Raw genomic sequence first — 20,112 nt, 5'->3', positions numbered from 1 at the left:
GCTGGTCGATCAGTCCGTGCCACCCGTGGACACCGTCGTGAACTCCGCCCGTGCCGCCGCCAGCAGGCCCGGGTCGGTGAGCAGGCCGGTGACCACCCAGGCCAGCCCGGCCGCCGCGACCTGGGTGCGGTCGTGGGCGAACGCCGTGGCCGCCGCCTCGCGCAGTGCGTCGGAGTGACCGGGCGTACCGACCTCGGCGATCTGGATGTACGGGTGGATGACCGGCAGCAGCTGGGAGAGGTTGCCGATGTCGGAGGAGCCGGCGGGGCCGCGCGGGTCCCCGGGCGCGATGTCCACACCCAGCGCGCGCACCGCCGCCGCGAACCGCTCGGCGAGCACCGTGTTGTCGCGGCGCTCCGCGTACAGCGGGCCGGTCTCGGTGACCTCCGCCGCCGTCCCGGTGGCGAGCGCCGCGCCCGCGGCCGCCGCGCGGACCCGCTCGACCAGTTCCTCGACCGAGGCTGCCGTGCCGTCCCGGACGTACAGGTCCACCGCGGCGTGGGCCGGGACGACGTTCGGGGCCTGGCCGCCGTCCGAGATGATGCCGTGCAGCCGGGCGCTCGGCGGGACGAACTGGCGCATCGTGTCGAGTGCGTTGAGGAACAGCTGGGCTCCCGCCAGCGCGCTGCGCCCCGACCAGGGCGAGAGGGCCGCGTGCGCGCTCGTCCCCGCGAACGCGACCCGCAGGTGGGCAGCGGCCAGCCCGGGCCGGCCGGTCAGCGACCGGTCGCCGGGATGGAACATCACCGCCGCGTCGACGCCGTCGAAGACCCCGGCCTCGGCGAGCCGGATCTTGCCCGCGCCGCCCATCTCCTCACCGGGCGTGCCGATGACGGCGATCGTGCCGGGGTGGGCGGGCAGCGCGCGGACGGCCGCGATCGCCGCGCCCGCGCCCCCGGCCGCGATGAGGTTGTGCCCGCAGCCGTGCGTGAAACTCGGCGAACTTCAGCTCCGGCCGGGCGTGGATGGCCAGGCTCACCGCGTCCATCCGGGGCCGCAGCACGGCCAGCGCGACCGAGATGCTCTCCAGCACGGACTCGATCGCCGGCCCGGCGGGCCCGGCCGGCGCGGTGCGCGCGGCGGGTGAGGCAGACATGACGGGCATGAGGACTCCCCTCGTCGGACACGAGCCGACACGCCACGGGTGGTGACGATTCGTCGTGCTCGTCGAGACTGCGCCCGCCCGGACCCGGCCAGCCCCACGTTGCCGCGGCCCCGGTAACCCCGGCGCGGGACAGCTCAGCCGTGGCCGGCGTGCACCGCCGGGGTGCGGTGCGCCCAGGGCAGCGCCCGTTCGAGCTGGCCGGCGACCCGCAGCAGCAGGTCCTCCCGGCCGTGCGCGGCGACGAGCTGCACCCCGATCGGCAGCCCGTCGGCGCTCTCCCCGAGCGGCAGGCTGATCGCGGGCTGGCCGGCGATGTTGAACACGGCGGTGAAGGGCCCGTGGTCGAACAGGGTCCGCATCCAGCCCTCGACGGTGTGGCCGTCCTCGTCGTAGTCGAGCGTGCCGTGCGGCGCGGGCGGCCGTGCCAGGGTTGGCGTGACCAGCAGGTCGGTGTCCGCGAAGAACCGGGCGACCGCCCGACTCACCCGTCCGGCCGCGTTCAGCCCGGCCACCAGGTCGACGGCACGGCGCTCCCGGGCGGCGGAGATCATCACCCGGGAGACCGCCTCGAGCCGCTCGGCCGGCGGCTGCCGTGGGGCGAGCAGGAAGGGCGCCGCGGAGGCCACCGCCTCCGCCGCCACGGCGCTCACCACGCTCTCCCAGTCCAGGACGGGGCTGACGACATCGACGTGATGGCCGAGCCCGGCGAGGCACTCGGCGGCCCGCACGGCCGCCTGGGCGACCTCGCCGTCGACCGCGGCACCGGACCACGCCCGGGTGGTGACGGCCACCCGCAGCCGCCCCGGGTCGGCGGTGACCTCGTCGGCGTAGCGGCCGGTGGGCGGCGGGGCGGTGAACGCGTCACCGAGCCCTGGGCCGGCGACGACGTCCAGGAGCCGGGCGGTGTCGCGGACCGTTCTGGTCAGGGCGAACTCGGAGAGCATCCCGAGCAGGCCCATCCCGGTGTCGGCGCCGACGGGGGTGCGCCCGCGGCTCGGCTTCAGCCCGGCCAGCCCGCAGCACGACGCGGGGACGCGCAGCGAGCCCGCGCCGTCGTTGCCGTGGGCCAGCGGAACCGCGCCGGCCGCGACAAGGCCCGCGGCGCCGCCGCTGGAGCCGCCGACCCCGCGGTCGAGGTTCCAGGGGTTGCGGTTCGGTCCGTACCGGACCGCCTCGGTGGCGAAGTTGAGGCCCAGCTCCGGCGCGGTCGTCAGGCCCATCGTGACCAGCCCGGCCGCCCGGAAGCGGGCCATGAGCTCGTGGTCCTCCTGGGCCGGCACACCCGGGCCGAGGGCGCGGCTGCCGCAGTAGAAGGGAACTCCCCGGGCCATCGGGCCGATGTCCTTGATCAGGAACGGCACTCCGGTGAACGGGCCGTCCCCGTGATCGAGCGCCGGGGTGAACAGCGGCGCGACCAGCCCGTTGATCTTCTCGTTCACCGTCTCCAGGGCCCGCCGGGCGGCCTGTTCGACCTCGGCGGCGCTGACCTCGCCCCGGCGGATCAGCCCGCTCAGGCCGACCCCGTCATGGCATGCGTACTCGTGAGTCTCCATCGATCTTTCCTGTTCGGAGGCAGGGGACATCGGCGGCCGGCCCCGTCCGGGCACCGGCCGCGAGGTTGATCGTTTCGATGGCGACTCAGGCTCGCATGCGGCGCATGCATCCCCCCTCCGGCCGGCCGCCGTCCATTGGGTTTCCGGCTGGCAGCGGGGCTGCGGGCCCACTCGGACGGCGCTACCCGGAGTACGTCACCCGGAGTACTTCGTCAGCACGCGGAACGTCAGGAAACACCGGGTGGAAATCCCGGGAAAACGTCGCCGGTATGCGCTCGCCGGCATTCCGGGCCGGCGGCGCGGTGTTCGGACGGCCGTTCATCGAGCGGGCGCCGGCGCGACAGCGGGCGTTCGACCCCACGTCCCCAGCGTCGGCGAGTGCGGCCCGGCCGCCCGGACCCCGCACGGAAACCTGCTGGTCACGATGCTCGTACAGGCTCGCGGGAGACGCCGCGGGCGGTCGCTGGAACAGGTACTCCCGCGGAGTTCCGCAGGGAAACCTGACGGTCACCCTTTGGAGCCCCACACCGGCACCACGGTGCATAAGAACCGTACGCGCCGTTCGCGACTTCCGTCTTGTGTGCGATGGTTTGTGTCGAGAGGTTCCAGGCTGTTATTGACGGGCTGAAAAGGTGATCGGTGTGGTCGACGGACGTCCGGCGCAGGAGGCTCGGCGGGCCGGAGGCCGGGCGGAACGGGCCATCCGGATCACCACCGTGATCGCGGTGGCCACGGTCGCGGCCGTGGCGGGTTTCGTCTCCTACCGCCACATGCGCGGCGTCGCCCTGCAGTACGGCGAGGACGCGATGACCTCGGCCGTTCTCCCGTTCAGCGTGGACGGGCTGATCGTGGCCGCGTCGATGACGATGCTGGCCGACCGGCGGGCCGGCCGGCGGCGGTCCTGGCTGTCCTACACACTGCTGATGCTGGGGGCGTGCGCGTCACTGGCGGCGAACGTCCTGCACGCCGAGCCGACCACCGCAGCCCGGATCATCGCCGGCTGGCCTCCGCTGGCACTGCTCGGCTCGTACGAGCTGCTCATGCGCCAGATCCACCCGACCAGCCGGCGGACAGCCCGCCAGCAGGCCGCCGCCGCGGCGCCGGCCGACGTCCCGGCTGTCGATCCCCAGGCTGATGGCCCAGCTGCCGGTGGGCAGCCGGGCGGTGGGCAGCCGGTTCCGGCGCCGGGGTCCATTCCGCCGCAGCGGCAGCGGATGCCCGCCGTCGGCGGCGACTTCCCGGCTGGCACCCCCGCTCCCGCCGCGACAGCTCCCGCGGCGACCGACAACGCTGTGGCCGACAACGTTGTGGCCGACAGCGCGGTGGCGGTGGTCGACCTCTCGGTGACCGCACCCATGGTCACGCCCGCCCCCGCGACGACCCAGGCCCTCGACCCGGCACCCGGGCAGACGCCTGCGCCGGGCCCGGCCGTCCCGACAGGCGCCTCGGCAACCGTCCCGACAGACGGGCCGGCGTCCACGGCCGGGGCCGGCTCCGCCGGCGGAGTGGACACCGTGGACTCCTCGGTGAAGCGCGAGGCGATCATTCGCGCGCTGGACGAGACCGGCGGTTCGGCGACCGCGGCGGTCACCCTGCTCGGCCGGTGGGGCATCACGGTGAGCAAGAGCTGGGTGTACCAGGTGCGCAAGGAGACCCGGCACGCCGACGTGCAGACCGGGCCGCTGGTCATGCCCACCCACCGTGCCCATCCCGCCAGCCGCGGGCGGCGGCGCGGCATGGCGCCCGACCGGCCGCTCGTGGCACCGAGGACGACCGGGGGCTGACGCCCGCCGTTCGTTGGCCGCGCCCCCGCAGTGACTAGAGGGCGCGCAGCAGAACGCGCAGCGCCTGGTCGAACTGCTCCCGCTGCTCAGCCGTGAGGTGGTTCGCCAGCCGCGCGATGTTGGCGGCGTGCCCGGTGAGCGCGTCGTCGATGACGGCGAGGCCCTTGTCGGTCAGCCCGACCCGGAAGCTGCGCCGGTCGTCGGGATCCAGGTTGCGCTTCACCAGGCCGGCGGCCTCCAGCCGGTCGAGCCGGTTCGTGATGCCGGCCCGCGACATCATCAGCGACGCGGAGAGCTGCGAGGGGATCAGCACGCACGGCGGGCCGGTGCGGCGCAGCGTGGAGAGCACGTCGAACTCGCCGGGAGTCAGGCCGTGCTTGTCCAGCTCGTCGTCCATGCTCGCGGTGAGCCCGGCGATGAACATCTTCATCCGGGCGAACATCCCCATCGCGCTCAGATCAAGGTCGGGGCGCTCGCTCTGCCACTGCTCGACGATGCCGTCGATCTGGTCGGGCTCCGCCCCACTGATGCACGCGTCCGTACCGCCGTCCATGCACCGAGCTTATTTGATCATCGATGGTTCGACCAGAAATAATTCGAGCCTGTACTATCAGGCCGCGTACTATTCGACAGCGAACCAGATGCCGGGCCACTCCCGGTGACCACCTCGACTGACAGCAACCACCGGACACGAGGAGATCTTCCGTGACCGTTTCCACCGACGTCGTCGGCGACGGGCACCCGCCCGCCGCGGTCGGGTCACCAGGGGCGAGTAGCCAGCTCGACCCGCGACGCTGGCTGGCGCTCAGCATCATCGCGGTCGCCCAGCTCATGGTCGTGCTCGACGCGTCGATCGTGACGATCGCCCTCCCGCACGCCCAGAGCGACCTGGGCATCTCCACCGCCAACCGGCAGTGGGTCATGACCGCCTACACCCTGGCGTTCGGCGGCCTGCTCCTGCTCGGCGGGCGCATCGCCGACTTCCTCGGACGCAAGAGGATCTTCATCTGGGGCCTGGTCGGCTTCGCGGCCGCCTCGGCGCTGGGCGGCGCCGCTCCCAACGCCGAGTTCCTTTTCGCGGCCCGGGCCCTGCAGGGTGCCTGCGCGGCGCTCCTCGCCCCGGCGGCACTCTCCCTGATCACCGTGACGTTCACCGAGGGCAAGGAGCGCGCCCGCGCCTTCGGCGTCTACGGCGGGATCTCCGGTGGCGGCGCGGCGATCGGGCTCATCGTCGGCGGGCTGCTCACCGAGTACGCGTCCTGGCGCTGGTGCCTGTTGGTCAACGTCCCGATCGCCCTCGCCACCGCCGCGGCCGCGCTGCCCATCGTGCGGGAGAGCAAGGCCGAGGGCACACCGAGCTACGACATCCCCGGCGCGGTGACCGTCACCGCCGGCCTGCTCGCACTCGTGTACGGGTTCACCGTCGCGGCCGACGACGGCTGGGGCTCGGCGACCACGATCGGCCTGCTCGCCGGCGCGGTGGCGCTGCTCGCGGTGTTCGTCGTGATCGAGACACGCACGGCCGCCCCGCTGCTGCCGATGCGCGTGCCGCTGGAACGCAACCGAGGCGGCTCCTTCCTGGCGTCGCTACTCATCGGCGGCGGCCTGTTCGCGATGTTCCTGTTCCTCACCTTCTACTTCCAGTCGACGCTCGGGTACAGCGCGCTGCGCAGCGGCTTCGCCTTCCTGCCGTTCAGCGCGGGCATCATCCTCTCGGCCGGTCTGGCCAGCCAGTTCCTCCCCCGGGTGGGGCCGACGATACTGATGATCATCGGCACCGCGCTGGCCGCCGGCGGGCTGGTCCTGCTCAGCCAGATCGGGGCGGACTCCAGCTACGCGGGCCACGTCCTGCCCGCCGAGATCCTGATCAGCCTCGGGATGGGCCTCGCGTTCGTCCCGATGTCCAGCGTCTCCCTGCTGGGGGTCGCCGACCACGACGCCGGTGTGGCGAGCGCGCTGGTCAACACCACCCAGCAGGTCGGCGGGTCACTCGGCGTCGCGCTGCTGAACACCGTGTACGCGACGGCGGTCTCGGACTACCTGGGCTCGCACGGCACCGGCGCGGCCGCGCAGCGGCAGGCGGCCATCGAGGGCTACACCACGTCGTTCGTATGGAGCGCCGGGCTCGTGGGGATCGCCCTGGTCGCGGTGATCCTGCTGGTCCGTGCGGGCCGGGACGACGTCCCCGCGGTCGACGGGGTGCCCGTCCACGCGGGCTGATCGCGTCTGCCGGCCGATCAGCCCTTCGGCTGGCCGGCCGGCTGATCGGCTCCGGCTGGCCGGGCTGATCAGCCGGCGGAGCGGGAGCGCGCCGGGGCCGCGTGGGTGCCGTCCCGCGGGCTCAGGCCACGCCCCAGGTCGCGGACCTCCTGGTTCGCGGCGAGCAGGCCCTCGTGCAGCCCCCGCAGCACGGTCCGCGCCGCGACCGGGTCGGCCGCCGCAGCGTCCTCGGCCGCGGCGGCGGCCCGCTCGAGCTCGGCGAGCCGCCGCTGCATCCCGTCGTGGAGGTCGCGGGCCATCCGGCGGCGCTGCGCGGCCTGCGCGTCGGCCTCGCGCAGGTGCGCCTCCCGCGTCTCGACCAGCCGGGCCCGGACGGCGACCTGCAGCTGGGCGTTCTCCAGCGCGAGGCGCCCGGCCCGCAGCGCCGCGTCGGTGAACGCACCGTGATGGCCGAGCGCGGGATCACCCGTCACCACGGCGAGCGGCTCGCCGGCCCGGGTGCGGACGTCGCGCGTCCAGCGGGGACCACGCGGTTCCACCGGGGCGACGGCCGGCCGGCCGTCCACGTCGACATACCCCGCGCCGCCGGGCAACCGGAAGTACACCTCGACCGTCGGGTCGTGCAGGACGGCACGCAGCGCGTCGCGGACGCTGCGCACGGTCGCCGGCGCGGCGAGACGGAGCACCCGGTCGGCGGCGGTGGCCACGCCGAGCACGCGGCGGCCGGTGGCGACCACCAGCATCGCCGGGAACACCGCCAGAACAGCGCCCTGCGACGCGACCGCCCCCAGCACCCGGCTCAGGTCATCGGCCTCGATGGCCGGTGCCAGCAGGGCCGCGCCGGCCATCGCCACGCCCACCCCGAGCAGCACCAGCGGCGCGACGGCGCGCTCCGGGCCGCGCACCCGCCGGAGCCGTCGGATCAGCAGAACCGCGAAACCGACCGCGAGCAGCGGGTTGACCACCTGGTACGCGTCGCTGATCGCACCGAAGACGTCCTCGTCGGCCAGGGGCGCGGGCCACCAGACGTCCGGGGCGTACCCGTTCCACTCGGGCCGCGAGGCGAGGATGCTCCACAGCATCAGCGGCCCGAGCACGATCGCCATCAGCACCAGGATCGCCCGGTCGGCCCGCCCGATGAACCGCCCGTCGGGGTAGAGCAGCAGCGCGGTGCAGAACAGCAGATAGAACTGGCAGCTGCCGGCGATGCCCAGCAGCGGCAGCACGCCGGTGTCCCAGCTCATCGTCCACGTCGTGAGCCAGGCGAGACCGGCCCCGGCGAGCAGGACGCCGGTGCGCCGCAGCAGCGCCGACCCGGCCAGCAGGACGCCGGCGGTGGTCAGCGAGCCGGCGACGAGAATGTTCAACGCCGCCAGCGCGGGCTCGTGACGCAGGTAGGGCCAGCCGGCGCAGAGCGTCCCCGCGGCGACCGCGGCACCGGCGCCCACCGCCGGCAGCAGCGGACGCGCCACCGCCCACCCCCGCCGGACCAACCGTGCCAACGGGTGCGCCATGTGCCCCGGGCGCGGCGTCAGCGCGCACCGCCGACGGGGACGCTGACAAGTACCGTCGTCCCTGCACCGGGCGGGCTGGTCAGCAGCATGCTGCCGCCCGCGGCGTCGACCCGGTCCCGCAGGCCGGCCAGGCCCCCGGCGGTGCCGGCCGCGGCGCCGCCGCGGCCGTCGTCGCGGACCTCGGCCTCGAGCCGGGCCTCACCGCCGGTCAGCCGCACCCACACTGCGCCGGCCCCGGAGTGCTTCACCGCGTTCGCCAGCGCCTCGCAGACCGCGAAGTACACCGTGCGCTCGGCGAGGTCGCCGTAGGGGGCGGTGCCGGTGAGCTCGACGCGCAGGTCCACGGGCAGCCCCGGGCGGCCGGCCGCGTCCCGGACCGCCCCGGCCAGGCCGGCGGTACGCAGGATCTCCGGGTCCAGACCGCGGGCGACGTTGCGGACCTCCGCGTTCACCGCCAGCAGCCCCGCCCGGATGTCCCGGAACACCGATGCCGTGCTGTCCGGATCGTCGTCGGTGGACCACTCCGCCGCACTCGCCGACATCGCCAGCGCGAGCAGGCGTTGCTGCACACCGTCGTGCAGATCACGCGCGATGCGGTTGCGCTCGGCGGCCTCGGCCTCCTCGACGCGCCGCTGGGCGGCCCGGGTCTCCACCAGCTGCGCCTGGATGGCGACCTGGAGCTGCGCGTTCTGCAGCGCCAGCCGCGCGGCCCGCAGCGCGGCCTCGGTGAACGGTGCGTGCCGACGCAGCAGCGGCCCGCCGGTCACCACCGCGAGCCGCTCCCCCGAGGTCGCCGTCACCTCCTGGCGCCAGGCCTGCGGCCGCCCGTCCGGGTCGGCCGCCTCCCCGTCGACGTCGACGAAACGATGCTCCTCGGGCAGCCAGAAGAAGACGTCCACGGTGCCGTCGCGCAGCACGCTGCGCAGCGCGTCCCGGACGGCGCCGACCGTCGCCGGGCCGCCGCCGAGACGCAGCATGCGATCGGCCGCCGTCGCCGCGGCGACGGCGCGCCGCACCATCGCGACGAGCAGCGCGAGCGGGAACACCGCCAGCGCGGCGCCCTGCGCGGCGATACCGTCGGCGACGTGCCCAGGCCGGTGGTTCTCCAGCGTGGGTGACAGCGCCGCCAGGCAGAGCACGACGACGCCCAGCACGGCGAGCGCGGGCGCGATCAGCGAGCGCTCCAGCCCGTAGAGCCGGGCGCAGCGCCGCACGAGCAGGCCGACGAACACCACCGCGAGCACCGGGTTGACGACCGTGTAGAGGTCGCTGACGAACCCGAACACGGCCTCGTCGGACAGCAGGGACGGCCAGCGGACCTCCGGCGCGAACCCGTTCCACTCCGGTTCGGCCACGATGATCGCCACCACGGCCAGCAGGCCGAACGCCACGGTGGTGGCCATGGCCGCCCACCAGTCCGCCCGTCCGGTGAGCCGCCCGTCCGGGTAGAGCAGCACCCCCCAGCCGAGCACGACGAAGAACAGCGCGTTCGCGAACAGGCCGATCGCCGGAAGCGGTCCGACCTCCCGGCACAGCAGCCAGGTGGCGGCCCAGCACAGCCCGGCCGCGATGGCGAGCAGACCGGTGCGGCGCAGCGCGGCGAGGCTGGCGAGCAGGATCCCGGAGGTGACGAACGCGCCGGTCACGAAGGCGTTGACCGCGGCCGCCGCGGGCTCGGCACGCCAGTACGGCCATCCGGCGGCGAGGGCGAGACCGCCCGCCACCGCGCCGAGCGCGAGGGCCGCCGACGCTAACCGGTACCGGCCCCAGCGGTCCGTTGCCGGGCCGATCACGATCGTCGACACGGATCCCCTCCGCCGGCCGCCACGTGGCGTGGGCGGCTGTGCAGTTACGCGTTCACAGCGCGGTCACCGAAGCCGCCGCTCTGCGTGGCGATCGTCGCACGCTCACGGACAGCCACGGCCGCCGGGGATCACGCACCGCCCGGCCGGGGGACGACTGATCGACCAACTGGGGGTCACAACGACGCTCACCCGGAGCCCACCCCCGACGCACCAGAGGAATGGTCGCAGAAGCGAAATGCTTGCACCTGCGACATCGGGCTTTCCGCCTTGTAGCCGCAATATTGTTTTCGTGTCACGGTATTCGCGTGAAGGACTTCAGCCCGCCGAATCCAGCTCCGGAAAATGCGGCGAACGACGATCGGGCACACCATTCGCGCGGCGCCGTCCACGGGCACGGGCACGGGTCACGGCACCGCGGCTGGGAGCGGCTGCGTCTCCCGCACCCCCACCGCCACTCGCACGGCCTGTCCGGCCGGATGGACGCGGAGGCCGCGTCCGCGGCGGGGATACGGGCGCTGCGGAACTCCCTGGTGATCCTCGGTGTCACGGCCGTCTGTCAGTTCGTCGTTGTCCTGCTCTCCGGGTCGGTGGCCCTGCTCGGAGACACCATCCACAACGCCGCGGACGCGCTGACCGCGCTTCCCCTCGCGGTCGCGTTCTGGCTGGGCCGGCGGCCGGCGACCCGCCGGTTCACCTACGGGTACGGCCGTGCGGAGGACCTGGCCGGCATCGCGGTGGTGCTCGTCATCGCCGCGTCCGCGGGGGTGGCCGCATACGAGGCGGTGGACCGGCTGATCCATCCGCGGGACGTGTCGCATCTGCCGGCGGTGGCGGTGGCCGGCCTGCTCGGATTCATCGGCAATGAATGGGTCGCCCGCTACCGGATCGAAACAGGCCGGAGAATCGGGTCGGCGGCACTGGTCGCCGACGGGCTGCACGCCCGCACGGACGGATTCACCTCGCTGGCCGTGCTGATCGGCGCCGGCGGGGTCGGGCTGGGCTGGCAGCTGGCGGACCCGCTGATCGGCCTCATGGTCACGGTCGCGATCCTCGCGGTGCTGCGGGACGCGGTCCGGGAGGTCTACGAGCGCCTGATGGATGCCGTTGATCCCGGGTTGGTCGACGCGGCGGAGGCCGCGCTGGCCGCGACGGCCGGGGTACGCGGGGTCGGCGCGCTGCGGCTGCGGTGGATCGGCCACCAACTCCGCGCCGAGGCCGACATCCTCGTGGACGAGCACCTGACCGTCGTCGACGCGCACGCGATCGCGGTGGAGGCCGAGCACTCCATGATCCACGCCGTCTCCCGACTGACCGCGGCGACGGTCCACACGGATCACGCGTCCACCGCGTCGTCGGGCGGCAGGCACGAGGCTTTGGCCCACCACCTCCATCAGGTCGGACCCGCCGGATAGCGGCACGAAGGCCGCCCGGGGCGATCAGCACGTCGCGGCGGGGGCGAGCGCGTCGCGGACGACCCTGCCGACGGCGGCCGTCTCGAGCAGGAAGCCGTCGTGACCCGACGCGGAGGGGACGAGGCGCAGCTCGGTGCCCAGGTGGCGGGCGAGCTCGGCCTGCAGGCGCGGCGGGTAGAGGCGGTCGCTGTCGATGCCGGCGACCGTCACCGGGACGGGGCAGGCCCGCAGCGCCGCTGGCACGCCGCCACGGCCGCGGCCGGCGTCCTGGCTCATCATCGCCGCGGTCAGCGTGAGGTAGCTGCCGGCGTCGAAACGGTGCGCCAGCTTCGCCCCGTGATGCTCGACGTAGGACGCGGCGGCGTAGCGGCCGTCCGCCTGCACCGCGTTGCCGAACCGGTGGGCCAGCTCGCGCTCGCTGCGGTAGCTGACCTGCCCCATCTGCCGGGCCAGGCCCAGCCCGACGTGCGGCCCGGCCCCGGGCGGGCGGTCGTGGTAGTCACCGCCGTGCCAGTTCGGGTCGGCACGGATCATCGCAAGCTGGGTGGCGTAGAGCGCGATCTGTTCGGCGGTCGCCGCCGCTCCGCAGGCGATCACGACGGCGCGCCGTACCCGGGCGGGGAACGCCAGCGCCCATTCCAGCGCCCGCATCCCGCCCATCGAGCCGCCGATGACGGCCGCCCACCGGCCCACGCCGAGCTCGTCGGCCAGCAGGGCCTCCGCCCTGACCTGGTCACCGACGGTGATCTCCGGCCAGCGGCCACCCCAGGGACGTCCGTCGGGCGCGGCGGAGGCCGGGCCCGTGGTGCCCTGACAGCCGCCGAGGACGTTCGGGCAGACGACGAAGAACCGGTTGGTGTCGAGGACGGCGCCCGGCCCCACCAGCCCACCCCACCAGCCCGGGGTCGGATGCCCCGGCCCGGCGCCGCCGGCGGCGTGACTGTCGCCGGTGAGCGCGTGCAGCACCAGCACGGCGTTACCCGCGTCGGGCGCGAGCGTGCCCCACGTCTCGTAGGCGATCGTCACCTCGGGCAGCGAACCACCGCGTTCCAGGGTCAGCGGGCCGGCCGACCTGACGAACCGGCGATCTCCCACCGGGTCGCCGGGGCGCCACGCCGCCGACGCCGGCGGCGGCGGCGGCGACGGCGGCGGCGGCGGCGACGGCGACGGCGACGGCGACGGCGACGGCGACGGCGACGGCGACGGCGACGGCGGCGGCGACGGCGACGGCGGTGCCGGCCGCGGACCCGACGGTGGCCGGGGTGGCGGCGCCGGCTGGCTGGCGGGTGCGGCGTCCTGACGCTGGTCGGTCATCCGGACTTCGCGGCCCGGAAGCCCGCGTCGAGGTCGGCGAGGATGTCGTCGATGCCCTCGATGCCCACCGACAGCCGGATCAGGTCGGGGGTGACCCCGGTCGCCGCCTGCTCGGCGTCGGTGAGCTGCGAGTGGGTGGTCGTCGCCGGGTGGATGACCAGCGAGCGGACGTCGCCGATGTTGGCGAGGTGGCTGAACAGCTCCAGGCCCTCGACGAACTTCCGGCCCGCCGCCGCACCGCCCTCGATACCGAACGCCAGCACGGCGCCCGCGCCGCGGGGCAGGACCCGGCTCGCCCGCTCGTACCACGGCGAACCGGCCAGCTTCGGGTAGGCGACCCAGCTCACCTCGTCGCGCGCCTGCAGCCACTCGGCGACCCGCTGGGCGTTGGCGCTGTGCCGCTCCATCCGCAGTGACAGCGTCTCCAGGCCCTGCAGGAACAGGAAGGAGTTGAGCGGCGCGACGGCCGGGCCGAGGTCGCGCAGGAGCTGCACCCGGGTCTTGGCGATGTAGCTGCCGTGGCCGAGGGCGTCCCAGTAGACCAGGCCGTGGTAGCTCGGGTCGGGGGTGGTGAAGTTCGCGAACCGCCCGCTGGCGCCGTAGTCGAACCGGCCGCTGTCGACGATGATCCCGCCGATCGAGGTGCCGTGGCCGCCGATGAACTTGGTCGCCGAGTGCACGACGATGTCGGCGCCGTGCTCGAACGGCCGGTACAGGTAGGGCGTCGCCAGGGTGTTGTCGATGATCAGAGGTATCCCGGCCTCGTGCGCGACGGCCGCGACGCCCTCGGTGTCGAAGACGTCCCCGCGCGGGTTGCCGATCGTCTCGCCGTAGAAGGCGCGCGTCTCGGGGCGTACCGCGGCCCGCCAGGCGTCAAGGTCGTCCGGGTTGTCGACGAACGACACCGAGACGCCGAACTTGGGCAGCGTGTAGTGGAACAGGTTGTAGGTGCCGCCGTAGAGGTTCGCGGAGCTGACGATGTGGTCGCCGGCCTCGGCCAGGTTGAGGATCGCCAGCGTCTCCGCCGCCTGCCCCGATGCCGTGGCGAGCGCGCCGATCCCGCCTTCGAGGGCGGCGACGCGCTGCTCGAAGACGTCCTGGGTGGGGTTCATGATCCGGGTGTAGATGTTGCCCGGCTCGCCGAGCGCGAACAGCGCGGCCGCGTGGTCGGTGTCGCGGAAGACGAAGCTCGTCGTCTGGTAGATCGGGACGGCTCGCGCACCGGTCGTCGGATCGGGCTGGGCGCCCGCGTGGATCTGCTGCGTCTCGAACGACCAGTTCGACTCGGTCATGGCGGAAGTCCCCCTCTGGCGGTGGTGGTACGGCGGAGCCTGGTTCGGGGTGGTTCTCGGACGGCGGCGTGGACGGGGGGCCTCACGGGGTGCGCCACGCCCATCTCATGGCCTGGCCGGCCCCCCGGCGCACATCCGTTGGTCGCGGCCGGGTGGCCGTTCGGCACCTCGGCCCGGGGCCGGAAGAAGGATGCCCCGCCCGGAGCGGAATGGCGCGGATACACGCCGCACCGGCACCACTCCGCCGGGTCATGGCCTGGCAGCGCGTCGGCCGAACGGCCCCGCTCGCAGTGCGGGTCACAGCGGTGCCGGACCACATGTACGGGACGGCGGGCGCCACCGGACGGATGCGTGCGGCTTGCGGGAGCAGCGCGAGCGTGGGAGCGCAGGAGCAGCGCGAGCGTGGGACCGTGGGAGCGGGGTGTCGCGCTCGCCCGACGGGAACTAGCCGAGCGGCCGGCCGCCGGTACAGGCGGCCGAGGTGACGCGGAGCAGATCGATGTACTCCCGACGCACCAGCATCAGCGGAGTCGACATGCCCGAACCGAAACACGCCGGATACCGGGCCGACAACACGCGTCCAACGTGTCCCACGCCGCACTCCTGTGTGTCACCAACCCAACACCGAACGTCCTGTGGACCCACGACCTCGCCCTTTACGGAAAACTACTTCTCCGATCGGGAAAGGGAGTAAAGTCCCGCCGACGCATCCCGCCCGGAGCAGGGAGGCTCGCATGCCCGACTCCCCCGACTCCCCCGCTCGTCCGCGCGCCGCGAGCGCGGGTGCCGCGCGACTCCCCGTCCTCGACCTGCGCGACTACACCGCGCCGGACGGCCGTGCCGACCGCCGGGACTTCCTCGACGCACTGCGCGCGGCCTGCCGCGATCCGGGCTTTCTCCAGCTGACCGGGCACGGCGTACCTTCCGGCCTCACGGAGCGGATCATCGCGGTGAGCCGCGCGTTCTTCGACCTGCCGCTCGCTGCCAAACTCGAGATCGAGAACGTCCACTCCCCGCACTTCCGCGGCTACACCCGCCTCGGGCACGAGATAACCCGGGGCAGGCCGGACCTCCGCGAGCAGATCGACATCTCCGACGAGCGGCCGGCCCGCGTCCTCGGGCCGGACGACCCGCCCTACCTGCGTCTGGACGGGCCCAACCAGTGGCCGGCGGCGCTGCCGGAGCTGCGCGTGGCCGCCCTCGCCTACCTGGCCGAGCTTGGGCGCGTCGCGCGGGTGCTGGTGCGTGCGCTCGCCGAATCGCTGGGGCTGCCGCCCGACCACCTGGACCCGACCTTCTCCGCCGAGCCCCGCTCCCATCTGAAACTGCTGCGCTACCTGCCGACCCCCGCCGGCAGCACCACCGGACACGACGCTGCCGGACACGACGCTGCCGAGCCCAACGCCGCCGCGGACGGCCAGAACGTCGACCAAGGCATCGGCCAGGGCGTCGGCGCGCACAAGGACGGCGGCTTCCTGACCTTCGTCCTGCAGGACGGCGTCCGCTCAGCCCGCCAGGACAGCGCCCACCCGGACCCCCGCTCCCCCACGGGCCCGTCCGGCCTACAGGTCGCCGACGGCGCGGGCGGGTGGATCGAGGCCGCCGCAGTGCCTGGCGCGTTCGTGGTGAACATCGGCGAGATGTTCGAGCTGGCCACCCGGCGTTACCACCGGGCAACCGTCCACCGGGTCGTGAGCCCACCACCAGGCCACGAGCGGGTGTCCGTGGCGTTCTTCTTCGGGCCACGGCTGTCGGCCACCCTCGAACCCATGCCGCTGCCCGACGCCCTCCTCGCGGAGATCCCCGACGCCGAACCACCCGACCCGGAGAACCCGATCTTCGCCCAGCACGGGACGAACACCCTGAAGAGCTGGCTGCGCAGCCATCCCGAGGTGGCCCGCCGCCACTACGCCGACGTGGCACCCCCGGCGGGCGTGGCACCCCCGGCGGGCGTGGCGCCGGCGGCCGGAGGCGGCGCGTGACCGACACCATCGGCGCCTCCCCGGCCCGCCAGAACACCGCCGCGCCGGCAGGCCAGAAGGCCGTCACGCCGGCGCCCCGCGAGAGAGGCGAGCCGGGGCGGCCGGCGGCGGGCACGCCGGACTGGTCGTTCGAGACCCGGCAGATCCACGCCGGGACCCGCCCCGATCCCACGACCGGGGCCCGCGCGGTGCCGATCTACCAGAGCACCTCGTTCGTGTTCCCGGACGCGGCCTACGCCGCCGGTCTGTTCGCCCTCACCGAGACGGGTTTCACCTACACGCGGGTGGTGAACCCGACGCAGGACGCCCTCGAGCAGCGCGTCGCCGACCTCGAGGGCGGTGTCGCCGCCCTGGCGACAGCCAGCGGGCAGGCCGCGCAGACCCTGGCCGTCCTCAACCTCGCCTCCGCCGGCGACCACCTGGTGTCGTCCGCGTCGCTCTACGGCGGAACGTACGCCCTGTTCCGCCACACCCTGGCCGACCTGGGCATCGAGACCACGTTCGTCGACGACCCGGACGACCTCGACGCCTGGCGCGCGGCGATCCGGCCGAACACCGCGGCGTTCTACGGCGAGACGATCGGCAACCCGCGCGGGAACGTCCTCGACATCGCCGGCGTCGCGGGGGTCGCGCACGAGGCCGGGATACCGCTGCTCGTCGACAACACGCTGGCCTCGCCCTACCTGGCCCGCCCGCTTGAGCATGGGGCTGACGTCGTGCTGCACTCGGCCACGAAGTTCATCGGCGGGCACGGGACGTCCATCGGCGGGATCATCGTCGACGGCGGCCGGTTCGACTGGGGCAACGGGCGCTACCCGCGGTTCACCGAACCGGACCCGGCCTACGACGGCCTGGTGTTCCTCGACGCCTTCCCCGAGACGGCCTTCATCCTGCGGGCCCGCGCGCGGCTGCTGCGCGACCTCGGCCCCGCGCTGGCGCCGATGAACGCGTTCCTGCTGTTGCAGGGCCTGGAGACGCTGTCGCTGCGGATGGAGCGGCACAGCGCCAACGCGCTGCGCGTCGCCGAGTGGCTGGCCGCGCGCGACGAGGTCGGCTGGGTGGCCTACCCGGGGCTGCGTTCCAGCCCGTGGCACGCCGCGGCGGCGCGTTACCTGCCGCGCGGCACCGGGGCGGTGGTCGCGTTCGGCCTGCGCGGCGGGGCGGCGGCCGGGCCCGCGTTCATCGAGGCGCTGGAGCTGCACAGCCACCTGGCGAACGTCGGCGACGTCCGCTCGCTGGCCATCCACCCGGCGTCCACCACGCACGCGCAGCTGCGCGAGGACGAACGGCTCACCAGCGGGGTGTCCGCCGACCTGGTCAGGCTCTGCGTCGGCCTCGAGGGCGTGGACGACATCCTCGCCGACCTCGACGGGGCGTTCCGCGCGATCACGGGCCCCGTCTGAGACCTCCGGCGGTCGGGACGCCCGCGGTCGGCTGACGTCCCGACGGCGCCCGGGCGGGGCGGGTCAGGGCGCTCCGAGGCCGACCTCCCGACCGTCGCAGCGCGTGCTCGCCGCTGCCGCGGCGCGCGGGTCCGGGATGGCACAGCTGACGGTGATGACCGCGCGCGACGGTTCCGCGGAGAGCTCGTAGACCACCATCAGCTTCCCGGCCGGGTCCAGGCCGCCGCCCTGGTCGGGCACGTCGAGCGCGCGGTCGGGCTCGGGGTCGTGCACGACCCCGGTGACCCCCACGAAGCCGCGTCTGCCCTGGTAGACCTCGCGGAGCGCGACGTACAGGTCGAAGCCGTCGAAACCGGTGGTGAGCCGGCGGTGCGACGTCTCGCGGACGGCGTCCGCCCGGTCCAGCAGCTCGCGGCACCCGTCCCCGGCCGGTTCGCGCCGGCACGACCCGGCACGCAGCCCGACCTGCCCGGCGAGCGTGACGGCGTCGTACAGGGCCCAGGCGGCCGAGTCGGGAAACTCCGCGAATCTGGGCCGGTCCTCCTCCGGGAGAAGGTCCCGGACCCTGCGGAATTCGCTCTCGGCCGGGCCGAAGTCGGCGATGAGACCGTTCTCGAGCAGCCTTCGCGCCGAATTCGGCTCCTCCGGGCCGAAAGCCGAGAACAGGAGCTTCGGCCTGGTGACGGGGTCCTTCTCGAGAATTTCCCGGACGGTGTCCCAGGCATCCCCGTCGCGCAGGTCGGAAAGCGCGTCGCCACCCAGCACGTGGACGTTGCTCCGGCACTTCGCGGGCAGGGTCATGAGAAGGCTGAGCAGCTCGGGGAGTTCTGCCGTCCGCCCAGCATAGATGATGAGCCGGGGTGCGTCGGTCACCGCCGTTCCGTTTATCTCGGGGTTGTCCCCGCAGATCCTGTCCTGCGGTTCCGCCAGCACGTCACCCAGCGGTCTCGGGGTGTCGGGATCCGTCGAGTAGGCGATCACCCGCTGCTCGAGCAGGGTCTCGAACGCGGTGCCGTCGAACCGGGACTTGTACTCGGGGCTGGTCAGCTTCCGGTTGTAGGCATCGAGCATGCTCCGGCCCCAGCGATCCGCGTCGTCGTAGACGATGAACGGCACAACCCGGTGGAGCAGGCCCCGCGGCGCCCAGGACAGCCCCATCTCGGCCTGCCGGTCGTCGGATCCGCCGATCCGGAAGTAACCGGGCTCCCCGGTCAGATCCGTCCCGGACTGGGTGGCTGCGATCATCGGCACGCCTGAGAAGGCGTCCGTGTTGCCGGCGAGGTCCATCTGGCCGACATTATTGATCATCTTCTCGGAGTCGTCACGGGTCTGGCCGAGCCCCACGACGATCACCGGCCCGACATCCCTGGCGGCCTCGCTGATCTTGTCCCCGGCCTGCGCGGCGAACTCCGCGTCCCCGCCGAGGTTCGCGGCCCACACCCGCATCCGCAGGTCGTCACGGTGCGCGGCATTGAACTGCCGCATCCCGGTCAGCGCGGTAAGCAGCTCGACGTTGTCGAGCCCGTCCGTCTGTTCCCCGGAGCTCAGGTGGCCGGCCAGCACGACCGTCAGGTAGTCGGGCGATGCGCCGCGCTCGCGGTCCGCCCGCTCGGTCCGCTCGTTCTCGGCCACGATCTGCTGCCAGGCCGCCTCGATGCTCCGCTCGGTGTCGCTGGGCACCTCCCCGCCCGCCGGCACGCCCTGGCCGGCCGGCGCGCCGTCACCGGCGTTCGGATCGGCGACGGTAAAGGCCCCGTCCGCGCCGGTACGGAGACCGATGCACTGCAGCTTTCCCAGGATGGCCTCGCCCTGGCGCGACCGCACCACCTCCAACGCCGCCGTGCCGCAGGGGCCGCCGGTGCCCGGGCCGGCGGCGGTGCCATCACCGCCACCGGATCCGAGGATGTTCCAGAGCACGAACGAGACCAGCACCGCAAGGACGGTGACCAGGCCGACGAGGGCGGTCCGCAACCGGCCCCCCCGGCGGCGGGCGAGGACGGATACCGACCCGGCCAGCCGGCTCCCGAGGCTCGGCGGCGGGGGCAGCCGGTCCGCCATGACCTGCGCCAGGCGGCCGATCTCCCGCACGTACGTCCCGCTGCTCGGGCGCAGGGTGCGCAGTGGCCTGATGGCATGGTGCTGGCGGTCGCGCAGCACCCGGAGCATGGCGGCGCGCTGATGGTCGCTGCTCTCCTCGGCGGCGGCGAGCAGCCCGGCCAGGTCCACCTCGGACCAGTAGATCGGGATTATCCGGCGGCGCGCGCCGCGCCTGGACTGCTCGGCGCGTTCCAGGGCCAGGAACTGGGTGAACTCGCGGAGGCACTCGTCGCTGGCCACGAAGGCGGGGGACACCACCGGCAGCAGGAACAGAACCCTGCCCAGCCCGGTCTCGAGTGTGGATCTCCAGAGGTCACCCGCTACGACGTCGCTGCGATCCTGGAAGATCTTGATATCCCGGCCGGAGCGCTCGCAGAGCTCGTGTTCCAGATCCGTCCTGAGCCTGGTGAGACGACCGCGACCGGTGTCGTCCGTGTGCGCATAGCTCAGGAAGGCAACCGGCTCCACCATGGCCCGCGGCGCCATTCAACGTCTCCCCCCTCGTGCGAACACGTCAGTATCACCTGCTCGCACACAGTGGGGGAATAACCGGTGCCGTTCCGCGCCGGCAGAACAGGCCGCGCACGGAGCAAGCCGACATCTGGCGGGACTCGCCTGGGACGGCCCCGCC

The 20,112-nt window shown here is 73.8% G+C and carries 15 protein-coding genes; 5 read left to right on the top strand and 10 right to left on the bottom strand.

Annotated features, from left to right (window positions below; translation table 11 throughout):
• Positions 1-9 precede the first annotated feature (9 nt).
• The 3 genes from AC559T_RS19190 to AC559T_RS19180 all read right to left on the bottom strand — a co-directional run bounded on the left by AC559T_RS19190 (position 10) and on the right by AC559T_RS19180 (position 2,658).
• A complete protein-coding gene (locus AC559T_RS19190; RefSeq protein WP_498869639.1) occupies positions 10-879 on the bottom strand; it encodes a M20/M25/M40 family metallo-hydrolase in 870 nt (289 codons plus the stop codon).
• Positions 815-1,105, bottom strand: a complete 291-nt coding sequence (locus AC559T_RS19185; protein ID WP_498869620.1) for a hypothetical protein — start codon at positions 1,103-1,105, stop codon at positions 815-817. Before AC559T_RS19185 ends, AC559T_RS19190 begins: the two co-directional genes overlap by 65 nt.
• Before the next feature lie 134 nt (positions 1,106-1,239).
• Positions 1,240-2,658 carry an amidase gene (locus AC559T_RS19180; RefSeq protein ID WP_498869619.1) on the bottom strand — a complete coding sequence of 473 codons (1,419 nt, stop codon included), beginning with the start codon at positions 2,656-2,658 and terminating at the stop codon, positions 1,240-1,242.
• A gap of 641 nt (positions 2,659-3,299) precedes the next feature.
• Here AC559T_RS19180 and AC559T_RS19175 point away from each other — a divergent pair.
• Entirely contained in the window at positions 3,300-4,442 is a 1,143-nt protein-coding gene (locus AC559T_RS19175) for a DUF2637 domain-containing protein (protein ID WP_498869618.1), read from the top strand.
• Between the two features lie 34 nt (positions 4,443-4,476).
• On the opposite strand, the gene AC559T_RS19170 is transcribed toward AC559T_RS19175, so the two are convergent.
• Positions 4,477-4,995, bottom strand: a complete 519-nt coding sequence (locus AC559T_RS19170; protein ID WP_071063123.1) for a MarR family winged helix-turn-helix transcriptional regulator — start codon at positions 4,993-4,995, stop codon at positions 4,477-4,479.
• A 152-nt stretch (positions 4,996-5,147) separates the two neighbouring features.
• Here AC559T_RS19170 and AC559T_RS19165 point away from each other — a divergent pair, with 152 nt between their 5' ends.
• Positions 5,148-6,662, top strand: a complete 1,515-nt coding sequence (locus tag AC559T_RS19165; RefSeq protein WP_071063121.1) for an MFS transporter — start codon at positions 5,148-5,150, stop codon at positions 6,660-6,662.
• Positions 6,663-6,730: 68 nt separating this feature from the next.
• Here the strand turns inward: AC559T_RS19165 and AC559T_RS19160 are convergent, their stop codons facing one another.
• On the bottom strand, positions 6,731-8,134 hold the full coding sequence (locus AC559T_RS19160; protein ID WP_112108950.1) for a histidine kinase: 1,404 nt from the start codon (positions 8,132-8,134) through the stop codon (positions 6,731-6,733).
• A 59-nt stretch (positions 8,135-8,193) separates the two neighbouring features.
• The gene (locus AC559T_RS19155; RefSeq protein ID WP_498869617.1) at positions 8,194-9,981 is read right to left on the bottom strand and encodes a sensor histidine kinase; all 1,788 of its coding nucleotides are present in this window, start codon (positions 9,979-9,981) and stop codon (positions 8,194-8,196) included.
• A 305-nt stretch (positions 9,982-10,286) separates the two neighbouring features.
• Here AC559T_RS19155 and AC559T_RS19150 point away from each other — a divergent pair, with 305 nt between their 5' ends.
• Positions 10,287-11,393 carry a cation diffusion facilitator family transporter gene (locus AC559T_RS19150; protein ID WP_498869616.1) on the top strand — a complete coding sequence of 369 codons (1,107 nt, stop codon included), beginning with the start codon at positions 10,287-10,289 and terminating at the stop codon, positions 11,391-11,393.
• Between the two features lie 24 nt (positions 11,394-11,417).
• On the opposite strand, the gene metX is transcribed toward AC559T_RS19150, so the two are convergent.
• The 3 genes from metX to AC559T_RS19135 all read right to left on the bottom strand — a co-directional run bounded on the left by metX (position 11,418) and on the right by AC559T_RS19135 (position 14,536).
• Positions 11,418-12,707 (bottom strand): homoserine O-acetyltransferase MetX, encoded by a 1,290-nt coding sequence (gene metX, locus AC559T_RS19145; RefSeq protein ID WP_498869615.1) that lies wholly within the window; start codon positions 12,705-12,707, stop codon positions 11,418-11,420.
• Positions 12,704-13,999 carry a bifunctional o-acetylhomoserine/o-acetylserine sulfhydrylase gene (locus AC559T_RS19140; RefSeq protein WP_498869614.1) on the bottom strand — a complete coding sequence of 432 codons (1,296 nt, stop codon included), beginning with the start codon at positions 13,997-13,999 and terminating at the stop codon, positions 12,704-12,706. The genes metX and AC559T_RS19140 overlap by 4 nt, the downstream gene beginning before the upstream one ends.
• A 444-nt stretch (positions 14,000-14,443) precedes the next feature.
• Complete coding sequence (locus AC559T_RS19135) at positions 14,444-14,536, bottom strand: putative leader peptide (protein WP_338045467.1); 93 nt, start codon at positions 14,534-14,536, stop codon at positions 14,444-14,446.
• A 197-nt stretch (positions 14,537-14,733) separates the two neighbouring features.
• Here AC559T_RS19135 and AC559T_RS19130 point away from each other — a divergent pair, with 197 nt between their 5' ends.
• On the top strand, positions 14,734-15,981 hold the full coding sequence (locus tag AC559T_RS19130; RefSeq protein ID WP_498869613.1) for an isopenicillin N synthase family dioxygenase: 1,248 nt from the start codon (positions 14,734-14,736) through the stop codon (positions 15,979-15,981).
• A complete protein-coding gene (locus AC559T_RS19125; RefSeq protein WP_083390972.1) occupies positions 15,978-17,384 on the top strand; it encodes a bifunctional o-acetylhomoserine/o-acetylserine sulfhydrylase in 1,407 nt (468 codons plus the stop codon). The genes AC559T_RS19130 and AC559T_RS19125 overlap by 4 nt, the downstream gene beginning before the upstream one ends.
• A 63-nt stretch (positions 17,385-17,447) precedes the next feature.
• Here AC559T_RS19125 and AC559T_RS19120 read toward each other — a convergent pair whose 3' ends face one another.
• Positions 17,448-19,967, bottom strand: coding sequence for a TIR domain-containing protein (locus AC559T_RS19120; RefSeq protein WP_498869612.1), 2,520 nt, complete (start codon positions 19,965-19,967; stop codon positions 17,448-17,450).
• Positions 19,968-20,112 lie beyond the last annotated feature (145 nt).

Origin of the sequence: Frankia sp. Hr75.2, from assembly GCF_949319125.1 — a bacterium.
GTDB lineage: Bacteria > Actinomycetota > Actinomycetes > Frankiales > Frankiaceae > Parafrankia > Parafrankia soli.
Note: the sequence above shows the minus strand (reverse complement) of the source record. Positions and strands in the feature narration are given on the sequence as shown.